16 protein-coding genes are annotated in these 20,827 nt (G+C 69.2%); all 16 read right to left on the minus strand.

The window, feature by feature from the left end:
- Window positions 1–6: 6 nt before the first annotated feature.
- Entirely contained in the window at window positions 7–1,284 is a 1,278-nt protein-coding gene (locus tag F4560_RS13435; RefSeq protein WP_184920005.1) for an MFS transporter, read from the minus strand.
- Window positions 1,281–2,876, minus strand: a complete 1,596-nt coding sequence (locus F4560_RS13440; RefSeq protein WP_184920007.1) for a condensation domain-containing protein — start codon at window positions 2,874–2,876, stop codon at window positions 1,281–1,283. The genes F4560_RS13435 and F4560_RS13440 overlap by 4 nt, the downstream gene beginning before the upstream one ends.
- Window positions 2,873–4,174, minus strand: a complete 1,302-nt coding sequence (locus F4560_RS13445) for a cytochrome P450 (protein WP_184920009.1) — start codon at window positions 4,172–4,174, stop codon at window positions 2,873–2,875. The genes F4560_RS13440 and F4560_RS13445 overlap by 4 nt, the downstream gene beginning before the upstream one ends.
- Window positions 4,167–5,486, minus strand: coding sequence for a condensation domain-containing protein (locus tag F4560_RS13450; protein ID WP_184920011.1), 1,320 nt, complete (start codon window positions 5,484–5,486; stop codon window positions 4,167–4,169). Before F4560_RS13450 ends, F4560_RS13445 begins: the two co-directional genes overlap by 8 nt.
- Complete coding sequence (locus F4560_RS13455; protein WP_184920013.1) at window positions 5,483–7,315, minus strand: non-ribosomal peptide synthetase; 1,833 nt, start codon at window positions 7,313–7,315, stop codon at window positions 5,483–5,485. Before F4560_RS13455 ends, F4560_RS13450 begins: the two co-directional genes overlap by 4 nt.
- Window positions 7,316–7,340: 25 nt before the next feature.
- The gene (locus F4560_RS13460; RefSeq protein WP_184920015.1) at window positions 7,341–8,099 is read right to left on the minus strand and encodes an N-acetyltransferase; all 759 of its coding nucleotides are present in this window, start codon (window positions 8,097–8,099) and stop codon (window positions 7,341–7,343) included.
- Window positions 8,100–8,199: 100 nt separating this feature from the next.
- Entirely contained in the window at window positions 8,200–9,300 is a 1,101-nt protein-coding gene (locus F4560_RS13465; protein WP_184920018.1) for an amidinotransferase, read from the minus strand.
- Window positions 9,301–10,223: 923 nt separating this feature from the next.
- The gene (locus F4560_RS13470) at window positions 10,224–11,567 is read right to left on the minus strand and encodes an FAD-dependent monooxygenase family protein (protein ID WP_184920020.1); all 1,344 of its coding nucleotides are present in this window, start codon (window positions 11,565–11,567) and stop codon (window positions 10,224–10,226) included.
- Window positions 11,568–11,575: 8 nt separating this feature from the next.
- Complete coding sequence (locus F4560_RS13475) at window positions 11,576–12,436, minus strand: HAD family hydrolase (protein ID WP_184920022.1); 861 nt, start codon at window positions 12,434–12,436, stop codon at window positions 11,576–11,578.
- Window positions 12,433–13,596 (minus strand): MFS transporter, encoded by a 1,164-nt coding sequence (locus F4560_RS13480; RefSeq protein ID WP_184920024.1) that lies wholly within the window; start codon window positions 13,594–13,596, stop codon window positions 12,433–12,435. The genes F4560_RS13475 and F4560_RS13480 overlap by 4 nt, the downstream gene beginning before the upstream one ends.
- Before the next feature lie 65 nt (window positions 13,597–13,661).
- A complete protein-coding gene (locus F4560_RS13485) occupies window positions 13,662–14,759 on the minus strand; it encodes a nucleoside triphosphate pyrophosphohydrolase (RefSeq protein WP_184920026.1) in 1,098 nt (365 codons plus the stop codon).
- Between the two features lie 288 nt (window positions 14,760–15,047).
- Window positions 15,048–16,490 carry a glycoside hydrolase family 32 protein gene (locus F4560_RS13490; protein ID WP_221483476.1) on the minus strand — a complete coding sequence of 481 codons (1,443 nt, stop codon included), beginning with the start codon at window positions 16,488–16,490 and terminating at the stop codon, window positions 15,048–15,050.
- A 137-nt stretch (window positions 16,491–16,627) separates the two neighbouring features.
- Window positions 16,628–17,653: a LacI family DNA-binding transcriptional regulator gene (locus F4560_RS13495; RefSeq protein ID WP_184920028.1), complete on the minus strand. Its 1,026-nt coding sequence runs from the start codon at window positions 17,651–17,653 to the stop codon at window positions 16,628–16,630.
- Window positions 17,650–18,549 (minus strand): carbohydrate ABC transporter permease, encoded by a 900-nt coding sequence (locus F4560_RS46130; protein WP_184920029.1) that lies wholly within the window; start codon window positions 18,547–18,549, stop codon window positions 17,650–17,652. The genes F4560_RS13495 and F4560_RS46130 overlap by 4 nt, the downstream gene beginning before the upstream one ends.
- A complete protein-coding gene (locus F4560_RS13505; RefSeq protein WP_184920031.1) occupies window positions 18,546–19,427 on the minus strand; it encodes a carbohydrate ABC transporter permease in 882 nt (293 codons plus the stop codon). The genes F4560_RS46130 and F4560_RS13505 overlap by 4 nt, the downstream gene beginning before the upstream one ends.
- A 64-nt stretch (window positions 19,428–19,491) precedes the next feature.
- On the minus strand, window positions 19,492–20,826 hold the full coding sequence (locus tag F4560_RS13510; RefSeq protein WP_184920033.1) for an ABC transporter substrate-binding protein: 1,335 nt from the start codon (window positions 20,824–20,826) through the stop codon (window positions 19,492–19,494).
- Window position 20,827: the final 1 nt, after the last annotated feature.

Here is a 20,827-nt window from a genome sequence, read left to right on the forward strand (position 1 = left end):
TCTGGCTCAGGGCTGGTCCTGGTTCTCGGTGATGCGCAGGCCGCGGATCGGGGACAGCACCAGCAGGACGGTCGGGATCAGCAGGGCGGCGCCGGTGAGGAGCACGACCGCCCGCGAACTCGTGGCCTCGGCGACGACTCCGCCGATCAGCGATCCCAGCGGGATGCTGCCCCAGATGAGGAAGCGCATCGTGGCGTTCGTGCGGCCGAGGAGCGGGGCGGGGGTGACCGCCTGCCGGATGGTCACGGCCGCGACGTTGAAGATCGGGATGCCGCACACGAACAGGAAGTAGCCGCTTCCCGCCAGCACGAGACCGAACCCCATCCCGGCGGGCGCGAGTCCCACCAGGAGGACGCCCGCCGCCATCGTGACGCTGCCGGAGAGGAAGCCGGTGCCGATGCCGAGGCGGTTCGAGATCCACCCGGCGGCGAGCGCTCCCAGCACGCCGCCGACACCGCCGAGGCTCAGGAGCACCCCGACGAACACGGCGCCCAACTGGAGATCGTCGATGATGAAGAGGAACTGGATCGCCAGGAACGCGTAGGCGAACAGGTTGGTGAGGCCGGCCACGACCGCGTTCCACCGCAGCACGTCGGTCCGCCAGACGAAAGCGATGCCTTCCTTGATGTCCTGCCAGGCGGACTGCTTGCCGCTCTCGGCTTTCTCCTTCGGGTCCTCGTCCTTGGGCAGCGCCGACAGCATGGCTCCGGACACGAGGAACGACACGGCGTCCACGACCAGGGCGAAGGGCGCCGTGATGAACTGGACCAGCGCCCCGCCCAGACCGGGCCCCACGACCTCGCTCGCGGAACGAGCGGCCTCTAGCTTCGCGTTGGCCCCGGCCAGGAAATCCTTGGGAACCAGCGAAGGCATGATCGACAACGCGGCCACGTCGGACAGGACGGTGAGCGTGCCGAGCAGGAACGCCACCACGTACAGCTGCGTCACCGTCATCCAGCCCATGGCCGCGGCGACGGGAATGGTCAGCACGAGCGGCGCGCGCAGGATCGAGGCGTAGATCAGCAGCCGCCGGCGGGAGAAGCGGTCGACGAGCACGCCGGCCATGAGCGCGAAGATCAGGAACGGCACCCGCTCGGCCGCGACGAGAAGCCCCAGCTCCACGGGTGAGGCGTCCAGCTCGAGCACCGCGATGAGCGGGATGGCGACCACGCTGACCTGGAAGCCGAGCTGCGCCACAGTCTGCGACCCGAGATAGGTGACGTAGCCGCGGCGCTTCCAGAGCGAAGGTTTCGACGCCGCCTTGGCCGTGGTGTCCTCCGTCATTGCGAGCGGCCTCCCTGCGCGACCTGCTCGTCGGGGCGGCCGGCCAGCCGGTCGAGCGCCAGGAGCATCGTCTCGGCCATCTCCGCCGCCCGCCGCAGCGGATGCCGCACGGTGTCGACCGTGACGTCGATCTGGAGCCCGCAGGCCCCGGGGGCGTAGATCGCCTCGACGCGGATGGGCACGCTGGTGCTGTCCCGCCAATCCTCCTCAGCGTCAATGAGTCCCTGGGCGAGCAGCTCCTCGATGTTGTGGAAGTGCACGAAGTTCAGCGCAACGTCGAAGGGGCGGCGGCCGAGGAGCTCGATGATCTCGGAGTACGGGAAACGCCGTTGTGGCAGGAGATCGCGTTCCGCCTCGAACGCCTGCCGTGCGAGTTCACGCCAGGTGGCACCGCTCGACGCGAGTCGCACCGGCAGGTGGTTGAGGAACAGGCCGAGCGTCAGATCCGCGCCGGGCAGCTCCGGCCGTCCGCTCATCGACAGCCCGGCCACCTGGCCGCGACCGAACGCGGCTTCCACGGCGGTGTAGTAGGCGGCCACCACCAGGCTCTTGACCGGCAGGCCCCACGCCGCCGACAGCGTGGCGAGCGACTCGACCGTGGGCCGCTGCGCGAGCACGGAGACCTTGTGGGGCACCGGCGGCGCTGATCGCCGAGCCGGCCGGACCTGCCCGTCCAGCGGCCCGTCGGTGAATCGCGCGAAGAACTGCCGCTGTCCCTCGTCGGCGAGCGCCTCGCGCTCCAGCCGGACGAACTCGGAGAACGGCGCGGGCGGCGCCAAGGCGGGCTGCTCGCCGTTCAGCACGGCCCGGTAGGTCGTGATCAGCTCGAACGCCAGGACCGACTCGCTCCAGCCGTCGAGGATCGCGTGGTGGAACGCGTAGGTGAGGCGGAAGCGGTCCGGCCCGGACGGTGCGGCATGCGCGCGGATCAGCGGGACGTCGTCCACGTCGAACGGCCGGCCGATCTTCTCCATCGTCGCGGCGCGGCACACCGTCACCTCGTCGTCGGACAACCCGCGGAGGTCGTCCAGCTCCAGCTCGACGGTCACCTGCTTCTCGACCAGCTGAAGCGGCTCGCTGTAGCCGGCGAGATCGAACCGGGTGCGGAGGATCGGATGTCTCTCCACGACGTGGTCCAAGGCCTGGCGGAGCACCTCGGCATCGAGCCGCAGCAGGACCTCACGGGAGACCACGTCGACGTAGAGGGCGCCTCCGCTGGCCGCGCTCTCGTAGACCAGACCGAGTTGCAGCCGAGTCATCGGGTAGGCCTCGCCGACCCCGGCGGGCAGCTCATCACGATCGGCCTGGGCGAGCAGGTCGGCGGCTGGCGCGGCGCCGCCCCCGTCCGCCACCGTCAGGTTTTGGCAGCACCCGCGGAGATCCGGTCGCTTGAACAGATCCATCAGCTTCAGCGGCAGCCCCCGCTGCTCGGCCGCCGAGATGATCTCGATGGCCAGCAGCGAATCACCGCCGAGCGCGAAGAAGTCGTCGTCCGGACCCACGTCGGTGACGTTCAGCACCGACTCCCAGATCTCGGCCATGACGGACTCGACCGCGGTCAACGGTTGTTCGGCAGCGCTCGGCGTGCTCATCGAACCTCTTCCTTCTCAGCCTGGTTGGACGGCTGCCGGTCCCGCGCAGCCGCCTCGAACCGCACCGGCAGCCTGGTGAACCCACTCAGGAAATTGGAGTAGAGCCGCTTCGGCTCCCCGGTCAACTCGATGCCATCGGCGGTCTCCACCAGTGCGCCGACCAGTGCGCCCAGCTCGATCCTCGCCAGCTGGGCGCCCAGGCAGAAGTGGGCGCCCACCGCGAACGACAGGTGGCGGTTGGGTGTGCGGTCCAGCCGCAACCGCGCCGGATCGTCGAACTGCCGCGGATCGAAGTTGGCCGAGGAGTTCCAGACGGTGACGATGTCGTCGCGCGCGATGTGACGACCGCCTAGGGTCGTGTCGCTCGTGGCGGTCCGGCCCGCGTGGAGGGTCGGCGTCGTCCACCGCAGAAACTCCTCGACGGCGGTTTCCACCGGCACGGCACCGGTCTTGAGCCGATTCCACTCGTCCGGCCACTGGGTCAGGGCGTGCGCGGCCCCGATCATCGACAGCCTGGTCGTCTCGTCGCCGCCGAGCAGGATGCTGTACGCGTTGTACAGCAGTTCCTGGCTGGTGAGCGCGACCTCCGACCTCGTCATCTGGATCAGCAGGCCGAGGATGTCGTCACCGGGCTGGTCCTGGCGGGATCGCGCCAGCTTGGCGAAGTAGAGGAGGATTTCGTTGCGCGCCAGCCGCGCGTCGAACTCGGTGCCGTCGGGATCCTCCGAGGCGAGCGCCAGCTTGCTCTGGGTGAGCAGCAGTTCGCGGTCGTCCTCGGGCACCATGAGCAGGTCGCAGATCACCGCGAGCGGGAGGTAGGGCACCACGTCGCGGCCCAGATCGCAGTCTCCGCTTTCCACCGCCTCACGCACCAGGCGAACGGTGGCAAGGCGGACCCGCTCGGCCAGGCCGGTCAGCGCACGGGGAGTCAGCGCGCGCATCAGCACGCGCCTGATCTGCTGGTGCCGAGGACCGTCGGAGACGGGCAGCATCTTGCCCCCGGCCGGATCGCCGCCTGCCAGGAGCATGGCGAGGACGTTGCCGCGGCTGGAGGTGTACACCTCGCTGTTCCGGTAGACCTCCGCCGCGGCGGAGTAACTGCTGACGACCCAGAACCCACCACCGGTCGTGGGGTGCCAGGCCACCGGCTGCCGTTCACGCAGCATGCCCCAGACATCGCTCAGGTCGCGCTCGGCGTGCAGACGGGGCGACGTCAGGTCGACATCGGCGAGCGGGCCCGAGCCGAACTCCAGGAACGGGTGCCGCGTGGACGACTCGTCACCGACCTGTTCAGTCATCCTGGCCCTCCAGTCCCGCGCGGAGGGTCGCCGAGAACTGCTCGCCCAGGTGCCTGATCGTGTCCGGTTTGAAGAGGTCGACCCGGTAGTTGATCTGGATTTCGAGGCCGACGTCCTCGAAGAACGAGAACGTCAGGTCGAGCGGGGCGGGGGTCAGCGGCGCCGGTATCGGCCGCACCGCCACGTCCCCGATGTGGTACTCGGCGATCGACTCCGGCTGGTGGACGAAAGCGGTCTGGAGGAACGGCGTCTGCTGTGGTCGGCGCGGTGGCCGGATCGCGGACACGAGCATGTCGAACGGCAGGTCCTGGTGGTCTTGCGCGTCGAGAACGGTGTGCCGGACACGCCGCACCACCTCACGGAAGCCCGGCTCGCCGCTCAGGTCGGTGCGCAACACGATGTTGTTGACGAAGAACCCGATCAAACCGTCCAGGCCGACGTCGTTCCGGCCGGCGACCGACGTGGTCACCACGACGTCGGTCTCGCCGGTCAACTTCGACAGCACCACCTTGTACGCCGCCAGCAACACCATGAACGACGTCGCGTTCTCGTCACGGGCCAACGCCCGCACCCCGCCCATCACCGCCGGATCGAGGGAGAAGCTGAACGTGCTGCCCTCCCGCGACTCCACCCCGGACGGATCCCGGTCGTACGGCAGACTCGTGTACGCCGGAGCGCCCGCCAGCCGCTCCCGCCAGTAGTCCTCCACCACCCGGCGCCGCTCAGGGGTCAGCGACTCCCGTTGCGACACGGCGAAGTCCGCGTACTGCAACGGCAACTCGGGCAACGGCGACACGCCACCAGCCGCCAGCACCGGGTACAACGCCACCAGCTCGTCCTGGAGAACCGCGCCGGACCAGCCATCCGTCACGATGTGGTGCATGTTCACGAGCAGGACACCGGCGTCGTCGGCCTCCACGATCACCCGCGCCCGGAACAACGGGCCACGAGCCAGGTCGAAAGGCCGCTCCAACTCCGCGCGAATCGCCTGATCGACACCGGCCGCCCCGTCACCACGGCAATCCACGACCTGCACGTCGGCGCCGCGGAACTCGCCCACCAGCTGCGTCGGAACACCCAGCTCCGTCACGAACGCCGTCCGCAACACCTCGTGCCGCTCGACCACCGCGTCCAGGCACGACCGCAGCACCTCGACCCGCATCTCACCACGCCACCGCAACAACACCGGCGTGGTGTAGGCCAAGCTGCCCGGCGCCACCTGCTCCGCGATCCACAACCGGCGCTGCCCGAACGACAACGGCATCTTCCGCTGCGTCGAACCGCTGCCGCCGTGTCCGACGATGGCGGTCATGACGCCTTCTGGAGAAGTTCGACGTAGTGGGCCAGCGCGGCGGGCGTGCGGTGCTCGAGCACGTCCCTGAACCGGATCGCGATCTTGAAGTGTTCGCTGACCCGTGCGGCGATACGCATTCCGGACAGCGAGTTGCCGCCCAGTTCGAGGAGGTCGACGTTCGGCCCGCACTCGTCGATCCCGAGGGCCTGGCACCAGATCTCGATCATGTCGGCGGTGTGTTCGCTGCCGGCTGGTCCCCCGGCGGACGTAGGGGTGACTGCCTCGGCCCGTGTCGCCAGGTCGCCGACATCGATCTTGCCCGAGGAGAGCAGCGGCATCGTCTCGAGGACCACCAGGCTGGCCGGCACCATGAAGGGCGGCACCCGTCCCGCCAGATGCTCCCTGACGTGCTCGACGTCGTGCGTGGGGTTGGCCAGTTCCAGGTAGGCGACGAGGCCCGGGTGACCCGATGCTTCCCGGCGTGACACGACACAGGCCCGGTGGACGGCCGGGTGCGAGGTGAGCGCGCCCTCGATCTCGGTGGGGTCGACCCGGAAGCCGTTGATCTTCACCTGGCGGTCGACGCGTCCCATGAACAGCAGCCGCCCCGACGCGTCGACCATGCCGAGGTCCCCGGTGCGGTACAGCCGTCCCTCGCCGAACGGATCCGGGATGAACGCGGCAGCGGTGCCTTCCGGGTCGCGCCAGTACCCCGCTGCCACCCCGGGACCGCCGATGAAGAGCTCGCCGACCGTCCCCGCGGGCGCGGGCTCCATCCGATCGTCGAGCACGTGCGTCGTCACGGTGGGACACGGACCGCCCAGAGGCATCGACGGGAACTCCCCCGCCGGAACGTCCCGGTCGTCGCGGTAGAGCGTCGAGGTCACGCAGGTCTCGGTGAGGCCGTAGCAGTTCCACAGGTCCACCTCGGCGGGAACCGAACGGCGCCACACCGCCAGGTCCTCCGCCGACGCCCGCTCCCCGCCGATCAGCACGCTCCGCACGGAGGCCGGCAGCCGCTCCGAGCCGTCCCGGAACTCCAGGCACATCTCGCGCCAGTAGGCGGTGGGCAGGTACAGGTGCGAGATCGACTGGTCGGCGAGTTCACGCAGGAAGTGCGGGACGCCGTAATCGGCTTCGTCGGTGCACATCGTCAGCGGCGTGCCGCGGAACAGCGGGAGGATCATCTCCTCGATGCTCGAGTCCCAGCCGAGCGCGCCGAAGTGCAGCGCGTGATCCTCCGGGCCGGGGGCATAGGGCGAGGCGACCGAGGTGACGAGGTTGTACAGGGACGCGTGCTCGACCATGACGCCCTTGGGCTGCCCGGTCGACCCGCTGGTGTGCACGAGACAGGCGAGCCGGCCAGGGTCCGGCCTGCCCGGCTTGCCCGGCGTGGTCGTGCGGGGAGTGCAGGACTGGTCCGCGGTGGCCACCTGCTCGACATCGAGGATCGGGCAGCCCGTCCACGCCGCCCGGAGGAACTCGACGTTGGCGGCGTCGGTCAGGATGGCCCCGGGCTCGACGCGCTCCAGGATGTCCCGCAGGCGTTGCTCGGAGATCGCCTCGTTCAACGGCACGTACACGCAGCCGGCGTGCCACACCCCGAGCATCGCGACCACGGCCCATTCGCTGCGCGACGTGATGACGACGACGGGAGCGTGGTCCTGCGGCATGGCGACCGCCGATAACGCGTGCTGCGTGTTGCGCACCAGCTCGTCGAGTTCCCTGTGGGTCAACCAGCGCCGCCGCGACCGCAACGCCAAGGCGTCCGGTGTCGCCACCGCCCGCGCGGCTATCGCCTCATGGACAAAGCCGTCCGACAGATCGCGGTGCACAGCGTCGATCATCGAAGTCGCCTCCGGGGAAAGGGGATCAAGACAGTGGCTGGTGCACCCAGACGTTGGGTTCGACGTACGCGGCCGTGTCGTGGGTGAGGTCGCAGTGCACCGGGACCATGGCGCCGGGGACGATGACGGGGCCGTCCTGGTCGAACGGCAGTCCCGTCCACTCCCGCCACTGACTGAGCGAACCCGCCACGACCATCGAGGCCTGGGCGATACCGACGACCGATGCGCCGAGCCGGGCCTGCGCGCGCAGCAGCGGATCCGCGGGCAGGCCCTCGGCCGTCAGCCGGGCCGCGTACTCGTCCATCGTCATCTCGGGCACGTCCGTCTTGCCGGGCGGCCGCACCGGCGCGACGAAGTGGCGCAGGCCCTTCGACCGGGCGATGACGCGGAACCGGCGCAGCATCTCGGCGCCCAGGCCGGAGCTGCGCATGTCGGGGCGGATGGTGACCTCCAGGCCGCACAGCGCGTCGCCGCCGTACCCGGCGAAACGGGCGATGCGGGCCAGGGTGATGGCGGCGTCCCAGCCGGTGTCGGGCAGGCCGGCCGGCGGCTCCTCGGCGAGCCCGATCGGCACCGAGTACGCCCGCCCGATCACCTCGTCCGGGCGGCCGGCCGCCGTGGCGACCACCGTGTAGTCGGTGTAGTACTCGGCCGCGTCCATGTGGAAGCCCTGCCCGACCTGGTCGTGCAGCATGAACTCCGGCCAGCCGCCGTCGAGCGCCGCCACCTTCTGCGCGAGGTGGGGCCGCTCGGTGAGCGTCGTGATCTCGATGCCCTCGATCACGAGCCCGCCAACCGTCGCTGCTCGACCCCGGTGGCGATGGCCTTCAGGTGCACTAGCGCGCGTACGTGGATCATCGACCCTCCTTGCTGTCAATGCCCGGTCAGTCCAGGTAGGACTCGAGGGTGCCCGTTCGGCGGACATCCAGGGTGGCGCAGTGGAAAGAGCCGCCGAAGCTGTTGAAGTTGCGGAAGTTGCAAGGGATCGGGCTGAAACCCCAGTCCCGCAACGCCTTGATCATCGGCTCGTCCTGCGCCTCGACGACGACGCGCGTCTCGTCGATCGACAGGACGTTCATGTTGATCCACTTGCTGGTCATGTAGAGCGGGTGCGAGTCGGGCATCACCGGGGTCGGCGCCGGGAGCATGTCCCATGCCTTGAACATCTGCGGGATCTTGGGGACCCGCTCCGGGTTCACCAGCAGCTTGCCGGGCGCGAGCGGCATGATCGAGGCGTCGATGTGCATCGGGTGGTCGTCGTCGAACTCGACGATCCGCACCCGGTAGTCCTCACCGAGGTGGCGGGCCAGCCAGGCGATGCCGAAGTCGTTGGTGACGTTGCTCTTCTGCCCGACGATGTCGCGGCCGAAGCGCAGGAAGTCCGCCGCGTCGAAGGTGGGCTCGAACTCGGTCACCACCAGGCGGGTCGGCTCACCCGCGGCGGGCTCCGACCACTCCAGGTCGTAGAGCTCGTCCAGCAGCTCCGGCTTGGGACCGGCGCTCCACCGGGCGCCGCCGTGGAAGTACTCCTTGAGCAGCGGCCGGTAGGCCAGGCTCTCGTAGTACCGCGACCGCCACGCCATGGGGCACTCGATGATGTCCTCGCCGACCACCAGCAGCGCGTCGCGCGGCATGGCGGCGTACATCCCGGTGCTCGTCCACGCACCCGTCGAGTACGGCCGGGTCTGCGGGATCGGCTCGGGGCGGCGGACGGTGACGCCCTCGCCCTCCAGCACCCGGACGAACTCCTCGAGTTCCCGGCTCGCGGCCCGGACGAGCTCGGTCGGGAACGGCCTGCCCTGTTCCCGCCGGAACGTCTCGTGCTGCCCGGTCGGCAGGACCGGTTCGAGTGCGGGGTGCCACGGCGGGAAGGTCGCGTCGTCGACGATGCCGACGACGACCTCCTCCAGCGGATCCCATTCCGTGTACGAGCGGACCGGACTGTTGATCACCTCGTGCGAGATGACCGCGTCTTCCAGGAACATGACCCGCCTTCAGCCGTAGAGGTGGCCGTCGTCTGTGGACACACGCCGACCATCGGTTCGCCCTTGATGCCTTGCGGGCGACGCGTGACCAGTCCGCCTCGACCGGCGCCGGCCATGCGAAACGGGCGCGACCTTTCCGTCGAATTTCAACGCCGTTCGCCCCGTGTCGCCCATTTCGAAACCCCCAGTGTCAATTCATCGCACGGCCGGCGGGCCCGGAACGGGCGCATGCGGCCACGCGGAAACGCCACTCAAAGATCGTGCTTCCAGACCCCCGTCTGCCCCGCCCCGCCAGAATGTGATGCTCAGTCATGTGCATCATCGGCGGTCAGGTTAACTGACCACATGGGGCAAGTAAAGGGTCGTTCCGAACCTTTGCAAGCGCCGGGGACGCGACTCCTCGCACCTACTGTGAGCAGGCACGATGCGACAAGAGCGCGCGCCGGAATCCCGACGGGAGCGCCGATGTCAAGCGTTCGTCCGCGACCAGGAACGCCGCCGCGCCCGGTTGTCGTCGCACTGATGGCGACCGGTTCGTCCGATTACCGGACGCGACGTGCCTGTCGGTCGGGACCGCGTCGTTCAATGGTGCGGAAACCCGTAGAAGGGGGCGGCTTGACTGGATCGGTTCCTCTCCGACCGTGATATCGCCTTCAGGGTCGCAGGAGCGTTTTGACGGCGCGGCGTTCGTCCATGGCGCGGTAGCCCGCGGCGACTTGGTCGAGGGGAAGTGTCAGGTCGCAAACCTCGCCGGGGTTGATGCGGCTGCCGAGTACCCGGTCGACGACGACGCGGCGTCGCACCTGCCGCCGACCAGGCGCTGACCGACCTCGCCACCGACCGCGTCGGCGGCGCCGCCGTGCTCCTAGCGGGTACGTCGACGTGATCGAGTGCACGGTGGCGCGAGGCGCCACCAGCCAAGATCACGAGTTCCGGCGGGAACGCACGGCTCCATCCGCGCCAACGGTGAACAGCTGCGGGTCTGACTCGCCGCCCGCCGACCCGGCGAACTCTTCCAGCAGCGCCGCGACGGGCGCTTCCGCCGCACCCAGGCGGAAACGTGCGACGGATCGCCGGTAGGCCGCCACGACCGCGTCGGCATCGCTCGTCGGGAAGAAGGCGGCTATTCCCCGCTCCCCCCAGTCGCGTGTGTCGTCGACAACCCCGTCGGAGTAGGCCCGGACCGCCTCGTAGTCCACCCCACCGCTCGAATCCGCTGACGCGACGAGCCGCCGCAGCCGTTCCGCATGGCACACGGCGCCGATCTGCATGCCGCCGCCCTCGTTCCAGTGCCCGTTGCCCACGGCGTCCCCCATCAGCACCACGTTCGCGCCCGCCCAGGCCTGCCGGACCAGGTGCTGTTGGAGCACGAAGGCCCGAGGGTTGATCTCGAACCGCCCCGGACCCCACATGCCGTAGTCCAAGACCTTCGACACCGGCTCACCGATCACCTGGGCCACCGTCGCCGCGAAGTCCTGCCGGACCTCCCGCTTCGACATCGCCCGGGTCCGGTCGACGCCGTGGCGTCCCCCTGTCCCGGTCAGCGCGATGTCGCCGACGACCCAGGTGGAGCCCCGTCCACGCTGCGAGATCGTGCCCGTCTCGAGGATGTCGTCACCGCGGTGCCGCAACTGCTTCACCATCGAGCCGTCGTCACGGCCGAAGACCTGACCGGCGATCTGCCGGCGTTGCGGCGAGGTGGCCGCGCGCGTGATGCCGACCCGCGAGCGCGACAAGCTGCCCGCACCCTCCGCGATGACCAGCAGGTCCGGTTCGAGACCGTTGGCCAGGAAGTACCTACCGCTGCTCGACATCCCACCGATTTGCAGCGACTGTCCCAGCTGGACGGTGACGGTGGGCAGCGACCCGAGGTAGCCGCGCAGCAATCGCTCGATCTCGGTGGCGGCGACGAGAAAACAGGCAGGCGATTCCAGCATCTCCTGCGCGGACGTGGGTACGCGGCCCGAGTCGCCACGCCGCGGAAAGGGCTTGGCCTTGACTTCCCGGCGCCCGTCGACGTGGATCCTGGTCGAACCCTGGTAGATCGGGCCGCACAGGCCGAGGAAGCGGTCGGCCAGGCCCGGGTCGAGCCTGGCCAACTGGTCGATCAGGCTCTGCCGCCCGGCCCACTGGATGCTTCGGGACGATTCGACGCGACGGTCGACGGCCAGCACGTCGTAGCCGGCGTGGGCGAGAATGGCCGAACCCACCATCCCCGTCACCGACAGGCCGGACACCACTGCCGTGCGCCGCCTTCGTCCGCTCACACCCACACCTACCTCGCGCCGCACGCGGCGTCGCCGGGCGACCGGGAGTCGTCGAGCAGCGGCCCCAGCAACGCCAGGACGCCGTCGTCCTCGACCGAACCGCCGACCCGACCGGCCACCGCCTGGAGGCCCGGCGGGCTGCCGCCCATGGCGACGGAATGCGCGGCCCAGCTGAGCATTTCCATGTCGTTGAGCTGATCGCCACACGCGTAGGTGGCTTCCGCCTCGACCCCCAGCAGGCGCCGCACGTTCTCCAGAGCGGTCGCCTTCGACACGCCGGGCGGTGTGATGTCGACCCAGCCCCGCCCGAGGACGTCGTATCCGGCGCTGTGCACGCCCAACTCGCGCAACAACGTCATCAGCTCTTCCGCCACGCCGTTCGCGGCTCGAATGGTGACGCGGATGGCGTCGAGGGTGGCCAGCCGAGCCCACCCGACGACCTCCGAAGGCCCCATGAGATCGCCCGGAGGGAACTCCCTGTTGACGCGAAACCCCAGCCAGCTGCCCTCTACGGCGACGGAGGCGTCGGGAATCAGGGCACCCAGCCGTCCGAGGAGCGCGGCCGAATCGAAAGTCACGACCTCGATCACGTCTGCCCGGCGCGATGGTCCGGTGACCCTGGCGGTGAGCGCGCCGTTCGAGCAGACCGCGTAACCGTCGATGTCGAGCTGGTCGAACACCGGAACCGTCGCGACCAACGAGCGCCCGGTGGCCAGCACGATGTGCGTGCCCCGGTCGCTCAATTCGCGGATGGCGGTGGCGACGGCGCCGGAGACGGTCCCGTTCGAGTCCGCGATGGTGCCGTCGATGTCGAGGCAGACCAATCTGCCCGAGGCCACGCCGGGAGCGGTCGGCTGCGCGGATGTCATATACCCGATCCAATCCGGTCGGCGTTGGCCCGGTGCTCTGCGCGCAGCGACGTCAACGCGGTGATCAGTGCGATCGACACCAGCGCGATCGCCACCCACAGCGGCGCCGACCAGACGCCCCCGTAGGCCAGGACGAGACCGCCGACCCACGGGCCGATCGTGTTGCCCACGTTGAACGCCGAGACGTTCGCCGAGGCCGCGAGCGTCGGCGCGCCACCGGCGAGCGTGAACACGCGGGCGTTGAGAACGCCACCGAGGCAGAAGGCGAACGTGCCGAACGCGAAGGCCGCGGGAAAGACAGCACCGGGCACCTCCGCCGCGACCAGTACCGCCCCGAGTCCGGCCGCCAGGAGCGCGAGCCCGCCCAGCAGCACCCCGGCGGGGAACCGGTCGGCCAGCCTGCCGCCGATGTAGACGCCGACGATGGACCCGACGCCGAAGGCCAGGAGGACCACCGGCGCCTCACCGGCGACGACGGCGCCCGCGTCGGTCAGCATCGGGATGAAGTAGGTGAAACCCGCGAAGATCCCCGCCTGCGACAGGATCGTGGTGGCCAGGGCGAGCCAGAGCGTCCCGCGTCGGAACGCCTTGATCTCCCGCTTGACCAGCGCCTTGAGGTCCACATCCCGTTCTCGCTCGCGCCTGGGCAGGACCAGCGACAACAGGACGGCGGCCAGCACCGTGAGCACGGCGAGCAGTCCGAAGGACGCCTTCCAGCCGTAGGTCTGGCCGATCCACGTCCCCAGCGGGACGCCCAGCACCGCGGCGAGCGTGATGCCGCCGATCATGAGGGACAACGCCTCGGCGGACCGGCCGACCGGAGCCTCCCGTACCGCGATGACCGCTCCGATGGACCAGTAGGTCGCACATGCCAGCGCACCGAGGAGTCGCAGGAGCAGCAGCGGCACGAAGCCGTCGACGATCAGGACCAGCCCATGGGCGACGGCGAAGACCATGCAGGCGATCAACAGCGAGCGACGTTGATCCAGGGTGAGGGTGACGATCGACATCACCGGAGCGCCGACCACCATGCCCAACGCGAACACGCTCACGAGCAGGCTCGCGCCGGCGATGTCGACGCTGAGGTGGGTGGCCAGTTCGGGCAACAAGCCGATGATCATGAACTCGGACGTGCCGAGCAGGAAGGTCCCGATGCCCAACAGGTACACGGTCGCCGGCAATCGCCGCTGCGGCGCCACTACGTCCGTTCGTCCCCCGTGACCGCTCATGCCCGGACGCCCGCGGGCGTGGCGATGGTGGGCCCGTCCGGTGACAGGTCGACCGGCCGTGAGCCGACCCGTCCGACCTCGGTCTCCACCGCGCGCAGTGCTTCGCGGAGTTGCGCCACGGGGTCGATCCCGTTCCGGACGGCGCCGTGCACAAGTGCCAGCAACCGGCTGCCGACATCGGACCACGCGTCGGGATCCGGGTGCGCGCCGATGTCGGCCATCAGGTGGTCGAGTCCGTTGTCTTGGAGCCGCCGTGCGATTTTCGCGGCCCGGTCGAGGACGGGCATGGCCGGCGGGATGCCGTCCAGGACCGACGACCGCTCCGGCTTCTCGCGTGCCTTGGCGGCCTCCCACTCACCCACCGGGTCACGCGGTCCGCCGCCGTGGTCGCCGCCGTGGTCGGTGCTGTCCCCGCCGCCGAGCACGCGCGGCTGCCTGCTGAGCAGCTTGTCGCAGATGCCACCCGCGACCTGGTCGACGTCGAACGGCTGGACGGCCCGCTCTTCGCCGATCCGCGCGTGGAACACGATCTGCATCAAGAGGTCGCCGAGCTCTTCGACGATGTCCGCGCGGCTTCCGTGCTCGATCGCGTCGACCAGCTCATAGGTCTCCTCGATCAGGTAAGGCACCAGGCTGCGTTGCGTCTGCGCGCCGTCCCACGGGCAGCCACCCGGCGAACGGAGGCGGTCGAGGTACTGGACCAGTTTCAGCACCGTCGAGCCGGGCGGGTCCCACGCGCCGATCAGGTGGTTGACCAGTGGCGCGTCGCTGAGCGTGTCGACCTGTCCGGCCAACTCCTCGATCAGGCCGGCTGTCCACTGCGGTGACGACAGCCAGACCACCGACTCGGCGGAGGCGAGGCGCAGCAGCCGGGCGGCCAGCTCCGCCGGGCTGGGAGCCGCAACGGGTTCCACGGTGATGCCGGCGGCCGCGACGGCCGCGACGATGTGGTTGTCCTTGTGGTCGCCGCACACCCGGTCGGCGGCCTCGATGACCGACCAGGCTTCACGCGTCAGGAACTGCGCGGGAAGGACGGTGGGGCCCTGGACCAACGTCAGCAGGCCCACGACGCTCCTGCCCAGCCGAAGCGGCACGCGTCGAACCCCATTCGTCCCCCATACTTCGAATGTCGAAACTGATCGATACGCGAATCGCGCGCACGGAAACCGGACATGAAGAAGCCGTGCCATTAAAGCCGAAAACCGGCAACGCTGACACGTCCGACCGGGTGAATCCGCGATCAAGGGGTCGAAATTGCGAAAACCGACAGATACTCGTCACCGCAAAAGGGTTGAACCGTTGCCATCGTTTTTATCGATGACACACGTGGACATTGCTTTGTGAGGTGAGGCGCGGGTTGCACGGGTAGTCCGGAAGGACGATCACACTCCCCCACCAGGCGTGTCGCGGAGTGGCCGGTGGTCCAGGGTTCGCACCCGGACCTGACCACCACTGCCTGCGAGTGTGACGGTGGTGTCGGCCGGTGCGGTGAAGACCTGGCTCGTCAGGGTGGCCGAGCCGTCCTGGGCGAACACCTCCACCGATCCCCGGTCCACGTACACCTGGAGTCGGAGCGCGCCGTCGCGAAGGGGGACGGTGGTGGAGTCCGCCGAGGGGAACGCCGGGTGGAAGTCCGTGCCGCCGGATGCCGTGCGGTCCAGGGTCAGCCGTTCGGTCGCCGGGGTGTAGGTGACGCGGGTGGTGTGCCCGGCGCCGGACAGGACGTCGAGGACCACGGCGTCCGCGGAGATCTCGTCGACGGCGAGGTCGAGGCGGTAGGGCGGGACGGCTTCGAAGGAACGTGGAGTCGTCAGGGTGAACGGGAGCGCCGAGAACCCCGGCTGGTCCAGCACGTCCAACTCCGCCACGGGCCGCTGCACGAGCGTGACCACTCCCCCGACCGTGGCCAGCGCGAGTTCGCGGGGCAGCGACATCGACCCGCGCCAAGGTGACGTGGGCACGCTCCCCGCGTAGTCCCAGTTGCTCATCCAGCCCAGCAGGACGCGGCGGGAGTCGGGCGCGTTCTCGAACGTGACGGCGGCGTACAGGTCGCGTCCCCAGTCCAGGCGGCGGAAGCCGTCGGCGGAGGGCGTGAACGTGACACCGTCGAAGTCACCCACGAAGTAGCGGGTCGCCGAGCCGTTGCCCGCGTGGTCCGGGTTCAGGCTCACCACCAGCACCCAGGCCACCCGGTCGGGGTCGCCGTCGACCGGGAGGGCGAACAGGTCCGGGCACTCCCAGAGGCTGTCGGGACCTTCGAACGGGCCGAAAGTGCTCAGGTAGTCCCACTCGCGCAGGTCGGCAGAGCGGTAGAAGACGATCTCCCGCGCCTCCGCCTCCGCCGCGACCATCACCCAGCCCACCTTCGGGTGCCACGACACCTTGGGGTCGCGGAACGCCTTGGAGTCCCGGTCGAGCACCGGGTTGCCCTCGTACTTCGTCCACGTCGCGCCGCCGTCGGTGCTGTGCGCCAAGGACTGCGCCTGCTTGCCGCCGGCGTAGACGCTCGTGTAGATCGCCACCAGGACCGGCTCGTCGCCCACGCCGAAGCCCGACGTGTTGTGGTGGTCCACGACCACCGATCCGGAGTAGATCTCCTCGTCGTCCTGGTACGGGATGGCGACCGGGTGCTCGGTCCAGTGCACCAGGTCGGGGCTCGTCGCGTGTCCCCAGCTCATGTTGCCCCAGACGTCGCCGTCCGGGTTGTGCTGGAAGAACAGGTGGTACACCCCGTCGTGGTGGACCAGGCCGTTCGGGTCGTTCATCCAGTGCCGGCCCGGCGTGAAGTGGAAGCCGGGCCGGCACTGGTCGGTTCGGTCGTTCAACTGGCTCGCCGATCGTCAAGGGTGACGTGGTCGCCACTGATGTGCGACCACGCCCCGGTGTTGTTGTCGATGATCTTCAAGTGGGCGGCCCGCCCCACGTTCCAGGCGGCACGGCCCTAAGCGCCTACCGACAGCGCCTACCGACGAACGCCCGCCGAGTCGCGTTCCACCGGCGGGCACTCGATCCTGACCAGCGCGTGCTCCTCCACCCGGTCCAGGCCGAGCAGCAGGCGCACGCCCGCGACCCCGAGTTCGTAGTGCGGCAGCGCGACCGTCGACAGCGGCGGGCGCAGGTGCGCGGCTATGACCTCCTGGTTGTCGAACCCGACCACGGCGATGTCGTCCGGGATGGCCAGGCCGTGCTGCCGCAGGCCGTCGTAGAGGCCCATCGCCACCCGGTCGTTGTGGCAGAACACCGCCGTCGCGCCCTGCCGCAGGATGTCCGGGACGCAGCCGTAGCCGCCCTCCTGGTTCGGGATGGCGTCGAGGACCAGGTCCGGGTCGAACGGGATGCCGGCGGCCTCCAGCGCCGCCCGGTAGCCCTTCAGCCGGCCGTCGCGGGCGGGGGCGGCCGTGGTCGTGTTGACGAACGCGATCCGCCGGTGCCCCCGGTCCACGAGCATCCCGGTCGCGGTGCGCCCGCCCTGTTCCTCGTCCGGGACGACGGCCCGCGAGTCGCCGTCCGGTGAGAAGCAGTTGACGAGCACGAAGTTCGTCTCGCGCAGGGCGGCGGGGATGTCGGCGGCACGGTGGAACCACGTCGAGTACAGGATGCCGAGCACCTTGTGCTCCAGCATCATCGAGATGGCCTCGCGCTCGGCGGACTCGTTGCCCTCGGTGTTCGCCACCAGGAGCACGAACCCGTGCTTCCACGCCTCGTCCTGCGCGCCGCTGATGATCTGCCCGGCGAACGGCGTGGTGGCGATCGCGTCGGCGACCAGGCCGATGAACCGGGAACTGCCCTGCACGAGGTTCTTGGCCAGGGCGTTCGGGCGGTAGCCCAGTTCGCGGATGGCCTCCATGACGCGGCGGCGGGTGTCCGCGCCGATCCGGGCGTCCTTCTTGTTGTTGACGACGAGGGAGACCGTGGCGACGGAGACACCAACCGCCGCCGCCACCTCGCGCATGGTGACCGGGTTCGAGGCCGGGCGTTGTTCCGTCATCCCTTGGTGGCTCCCTGTTCCAACCCGTAGATCATCGCTTTGTTGAGCACCAGGAAGGCGAGCAGCAGCGGGGTGATCATGACACAGACGGCCGCGAAGGTGGCCGTCCAGTCGACCTTCCCCATCGCCCCGATGTAGTTCTGCAAGCCCAGCGGGATGGTCTTGAGCCCTTCGGACAGCACGAACGTGTTCGCGAAGATGAAGTCGTTCCAGATGAAGATGCTGTTGACCATCACCACGGTCACGACGGTGTTCTTCGACATCGGCAGCGTGATCGAGCCGAACACGCGGTACGGCCCCGCGCCGTCCAACGCCGCCGCCTCGTACATCTCGCGCGGGATGTACTGGAAGAACGACGAGAACAGGTACACCGACATCGGCAGCGCGAAGCCCGCCAGCGGGATGATCATCGACAGGTGCGTGTCGAGCAGGTCGACCGAGGCGTAGTCGATGAACAGCGGGACCAGCGCGATCTGCACGGGCACGATGATCCCGATCAGGAACAGGCCGCGGACGAAGCCCGCGAGCTTGAACCCGAGCACCTGCAACGCGTAGGCCGCCATCATCCCGAGCAGCACGATCAGCAGGTTCGCGCCCGCCGTGACGATCAGGCTGTTGAGGATGTACGTCCCGGTGTCGCCGGTGGCGAACGCGCGGGTGTAGTTGTCGAAGGTGATCGACTCGGGCAGCCCGAACGGGTTGCCGGCCGCGAAGTCGTCCTCGGAGCGCAGGCTGGTCAGCACCAGCCAGGCGAGCGGGTAGACCTGCACCACCACGATCACGACGATCAACGCCGTGGACAGCGCGTGGTGGACGCTCGGCTTGCGCCGCGGTCGAGGGGCCGGGCGCGGGGTGCGCGGCGAGGCGACGGGGGCAGGTGCGGGTTGCGTGATCACGCGTCCCCCTTCCGTCCGAGCAGGCGAACGATGAGCCAGACCGCGACCAGGCACTCGACCACGATGAACACCGAGATGGTGCTCGCGTAGCCGTAGTCCGTGCTGGTGAACGCGGTCTTGTACATGTAGGTCGTGAGCAGCTCCGAGGACTGGCCCGGACCGCCGTTGGTGAGCAGGTAGGGGATGTCGAAGCCGCGCAGCGCGAACGTGGCGGCCATGATCGTCGTGGTGATCCAGACCGGCCGGATGTACGGGAAGCGGATCCTGGTGAACACCTGCCACCGCGACGCGCCGTCGAGCCGGGCGGCCTCCTCCAGCTCCTTCGGCACGGCGAGCAGCGCGGCGTAGATGATGAGCATGTAGAGGCCGGTGAAGCGCCACCCCTCCGGCGCCGACACCGCGGCGAGCACGGTGTCGGTGTCGGACAGCCAGGCGCGCCGCAGGTCGCCGAGGCCGACCCAGCCGAGCACCCGGTTCAGCAGGCCCTCGGGTTCGAGCGAGTAGATGCGCTGGAACAGGAACGCGATCGCGACCGTTGAAATGACCGCGGGCAGCAGGTAGAGCGTCTTGACGACCTCCCGGCCGCGCCGCAGCGACGTGAGCAGGCCGGCCACGACCAGCGCGCCGCCCAGTTGCAGGACGAGGCAGATGGCCAGGTAGCCCAGTGCGTTGAGGAACGCGTGCCAGAAGACGTCGTCGCCGAAGAGCATCCGGCTGTAGTTCTCCAGCCCGACGAACTCCATGTCGCTGATGCCGTCCCACGAGAAGAAGCTCAGGAACAGCGACTGGACGATCGGGAAGAGCACGGCGACCCCGTACAGCAGCAGCGGGGGCACCAGGAAGATCAGAACCGACAGTCGTGACCGGCCGGGGATCATGGTGAGGCCTTTCGGGTGGGGGCCGCCGGGGCGGGACCGGGCGGCCCCCACCACCCATCGAGAGCTACTTGAAGAACTTGGGCGCGTTCTGCGCGATGGTCGAGTCCATGGTGGACGTGAACTCCGCCGGCGTGGTGCCGCCTTGGACCAGCAGCACCAGTTCCTGCTGCAACCGGGTGTTCGAGGTCGGGTCGAGCTGGGTGTCCCACGGCATCGCGAGCTTCGACCCCAGGTCGTTCGACTGCTCGATCGCCTTGCGGTACAACGGGGTCGCGTTCGCCGGGATCGTGGTCCGCACGTCCTTGGTCGGCGACAGGGCGCCGGTGGCGGCGTACTCGGCGGGGTAGCGCTCCAGCGCGAACTTCAGGAAGTCGCGGACCAGCGGGTCGAACGTGGCCGAGTTGACCGCCATGCCGATGCCCGAGCTGACCACGTACTCGTTGGCCGCGGTGACCGAGTCGGGGCCGGCGGGCACGGTGAAGTAGTCAATCTCGTCACGCACGGCCGGGTTCAGCTCGTCCGTGGCGAGGCTCGCCAGCTCCCAGGTGCCGATGTTGTAGAGGGCGGCCTTGCCCGAGGTGAAGAGGTTCTGGGCATCGGAGTAGCCCTGCGACGAGAAGCCCTCCTGGAAGCACTGGGCCTTGCCCAGCTCGCTGAGCCAGGTCACCGCCTTCTGGCCGGCGGGGTCGGCGAACGTCGCCTCGCCCTTCTTCAACTTCTGCACGTAGTCGGGACCGGCGACCCGGAACGGCTGGTAGGCGGCGTACCGCTCCAGCGGCCACTGGTCCTGCCCGTTGAGCGCGAACGGCGTGATGCCCGCCTTGCGCAGCGCCGTGCACATCGCCGGGATGTCGTCCAGCGACTTCGGCGGCTCGACGTCGGCCTGCCGGAGCAGCGCCTTGTTGTACCAGAAGAACTCCAGCTCGAACTGGAACGGGATCATGTGCAGCGACCCGTCGTCGAAGCGCTGGTAGTTCAACGCGTTCGGGCGGTAGTCGTCGTGCACGCCCACGCTCTTGAGCAGCTTCTCCGCGTCGAGCATCCGGCCCTGCTTGGCGAGCTTGCGCGCGAACGGCGTCGCGTCGGTGTCGAACAGCTCGGGCAACTTGTTCGCGGCGGCCAACGTCTCGTACTTCTGGATGTAGGACGGCCGGTCGGGCGTCGTGATGAGGTTCAGCTTGAAGCCCGCGTGGTCCTTCGCGTAGTCATCGGCGAGCTTCCGCATGATCGTGATCACCGCGCCGTCGGCCGGCCGTGACAGCAGCCAGGAGATCTCGCGGGGCACGATGTCGCCCTTCGGGTCCACATCGGACGCGTCGCCCGCCTTCTGGCCGCCGCCGCACGCGGCGAGCACGATCGCGGCGACGGCCGTCGCGGCAATCGCGGTGAAGTTCTTCATC

Origin of the sequence: Saccharothrix ecbatanensis, from assembly GCF_014205015.1 — a bacterium.
In the GTDB taxonomy this organism is placed as follows: domain Bacteria; phylum Actinomycetota; class Actinomycetes; order Mycobacteriales; family Pseudonocardiaceae; genus Actinosynnema; species Actinosynnema ecbatanense.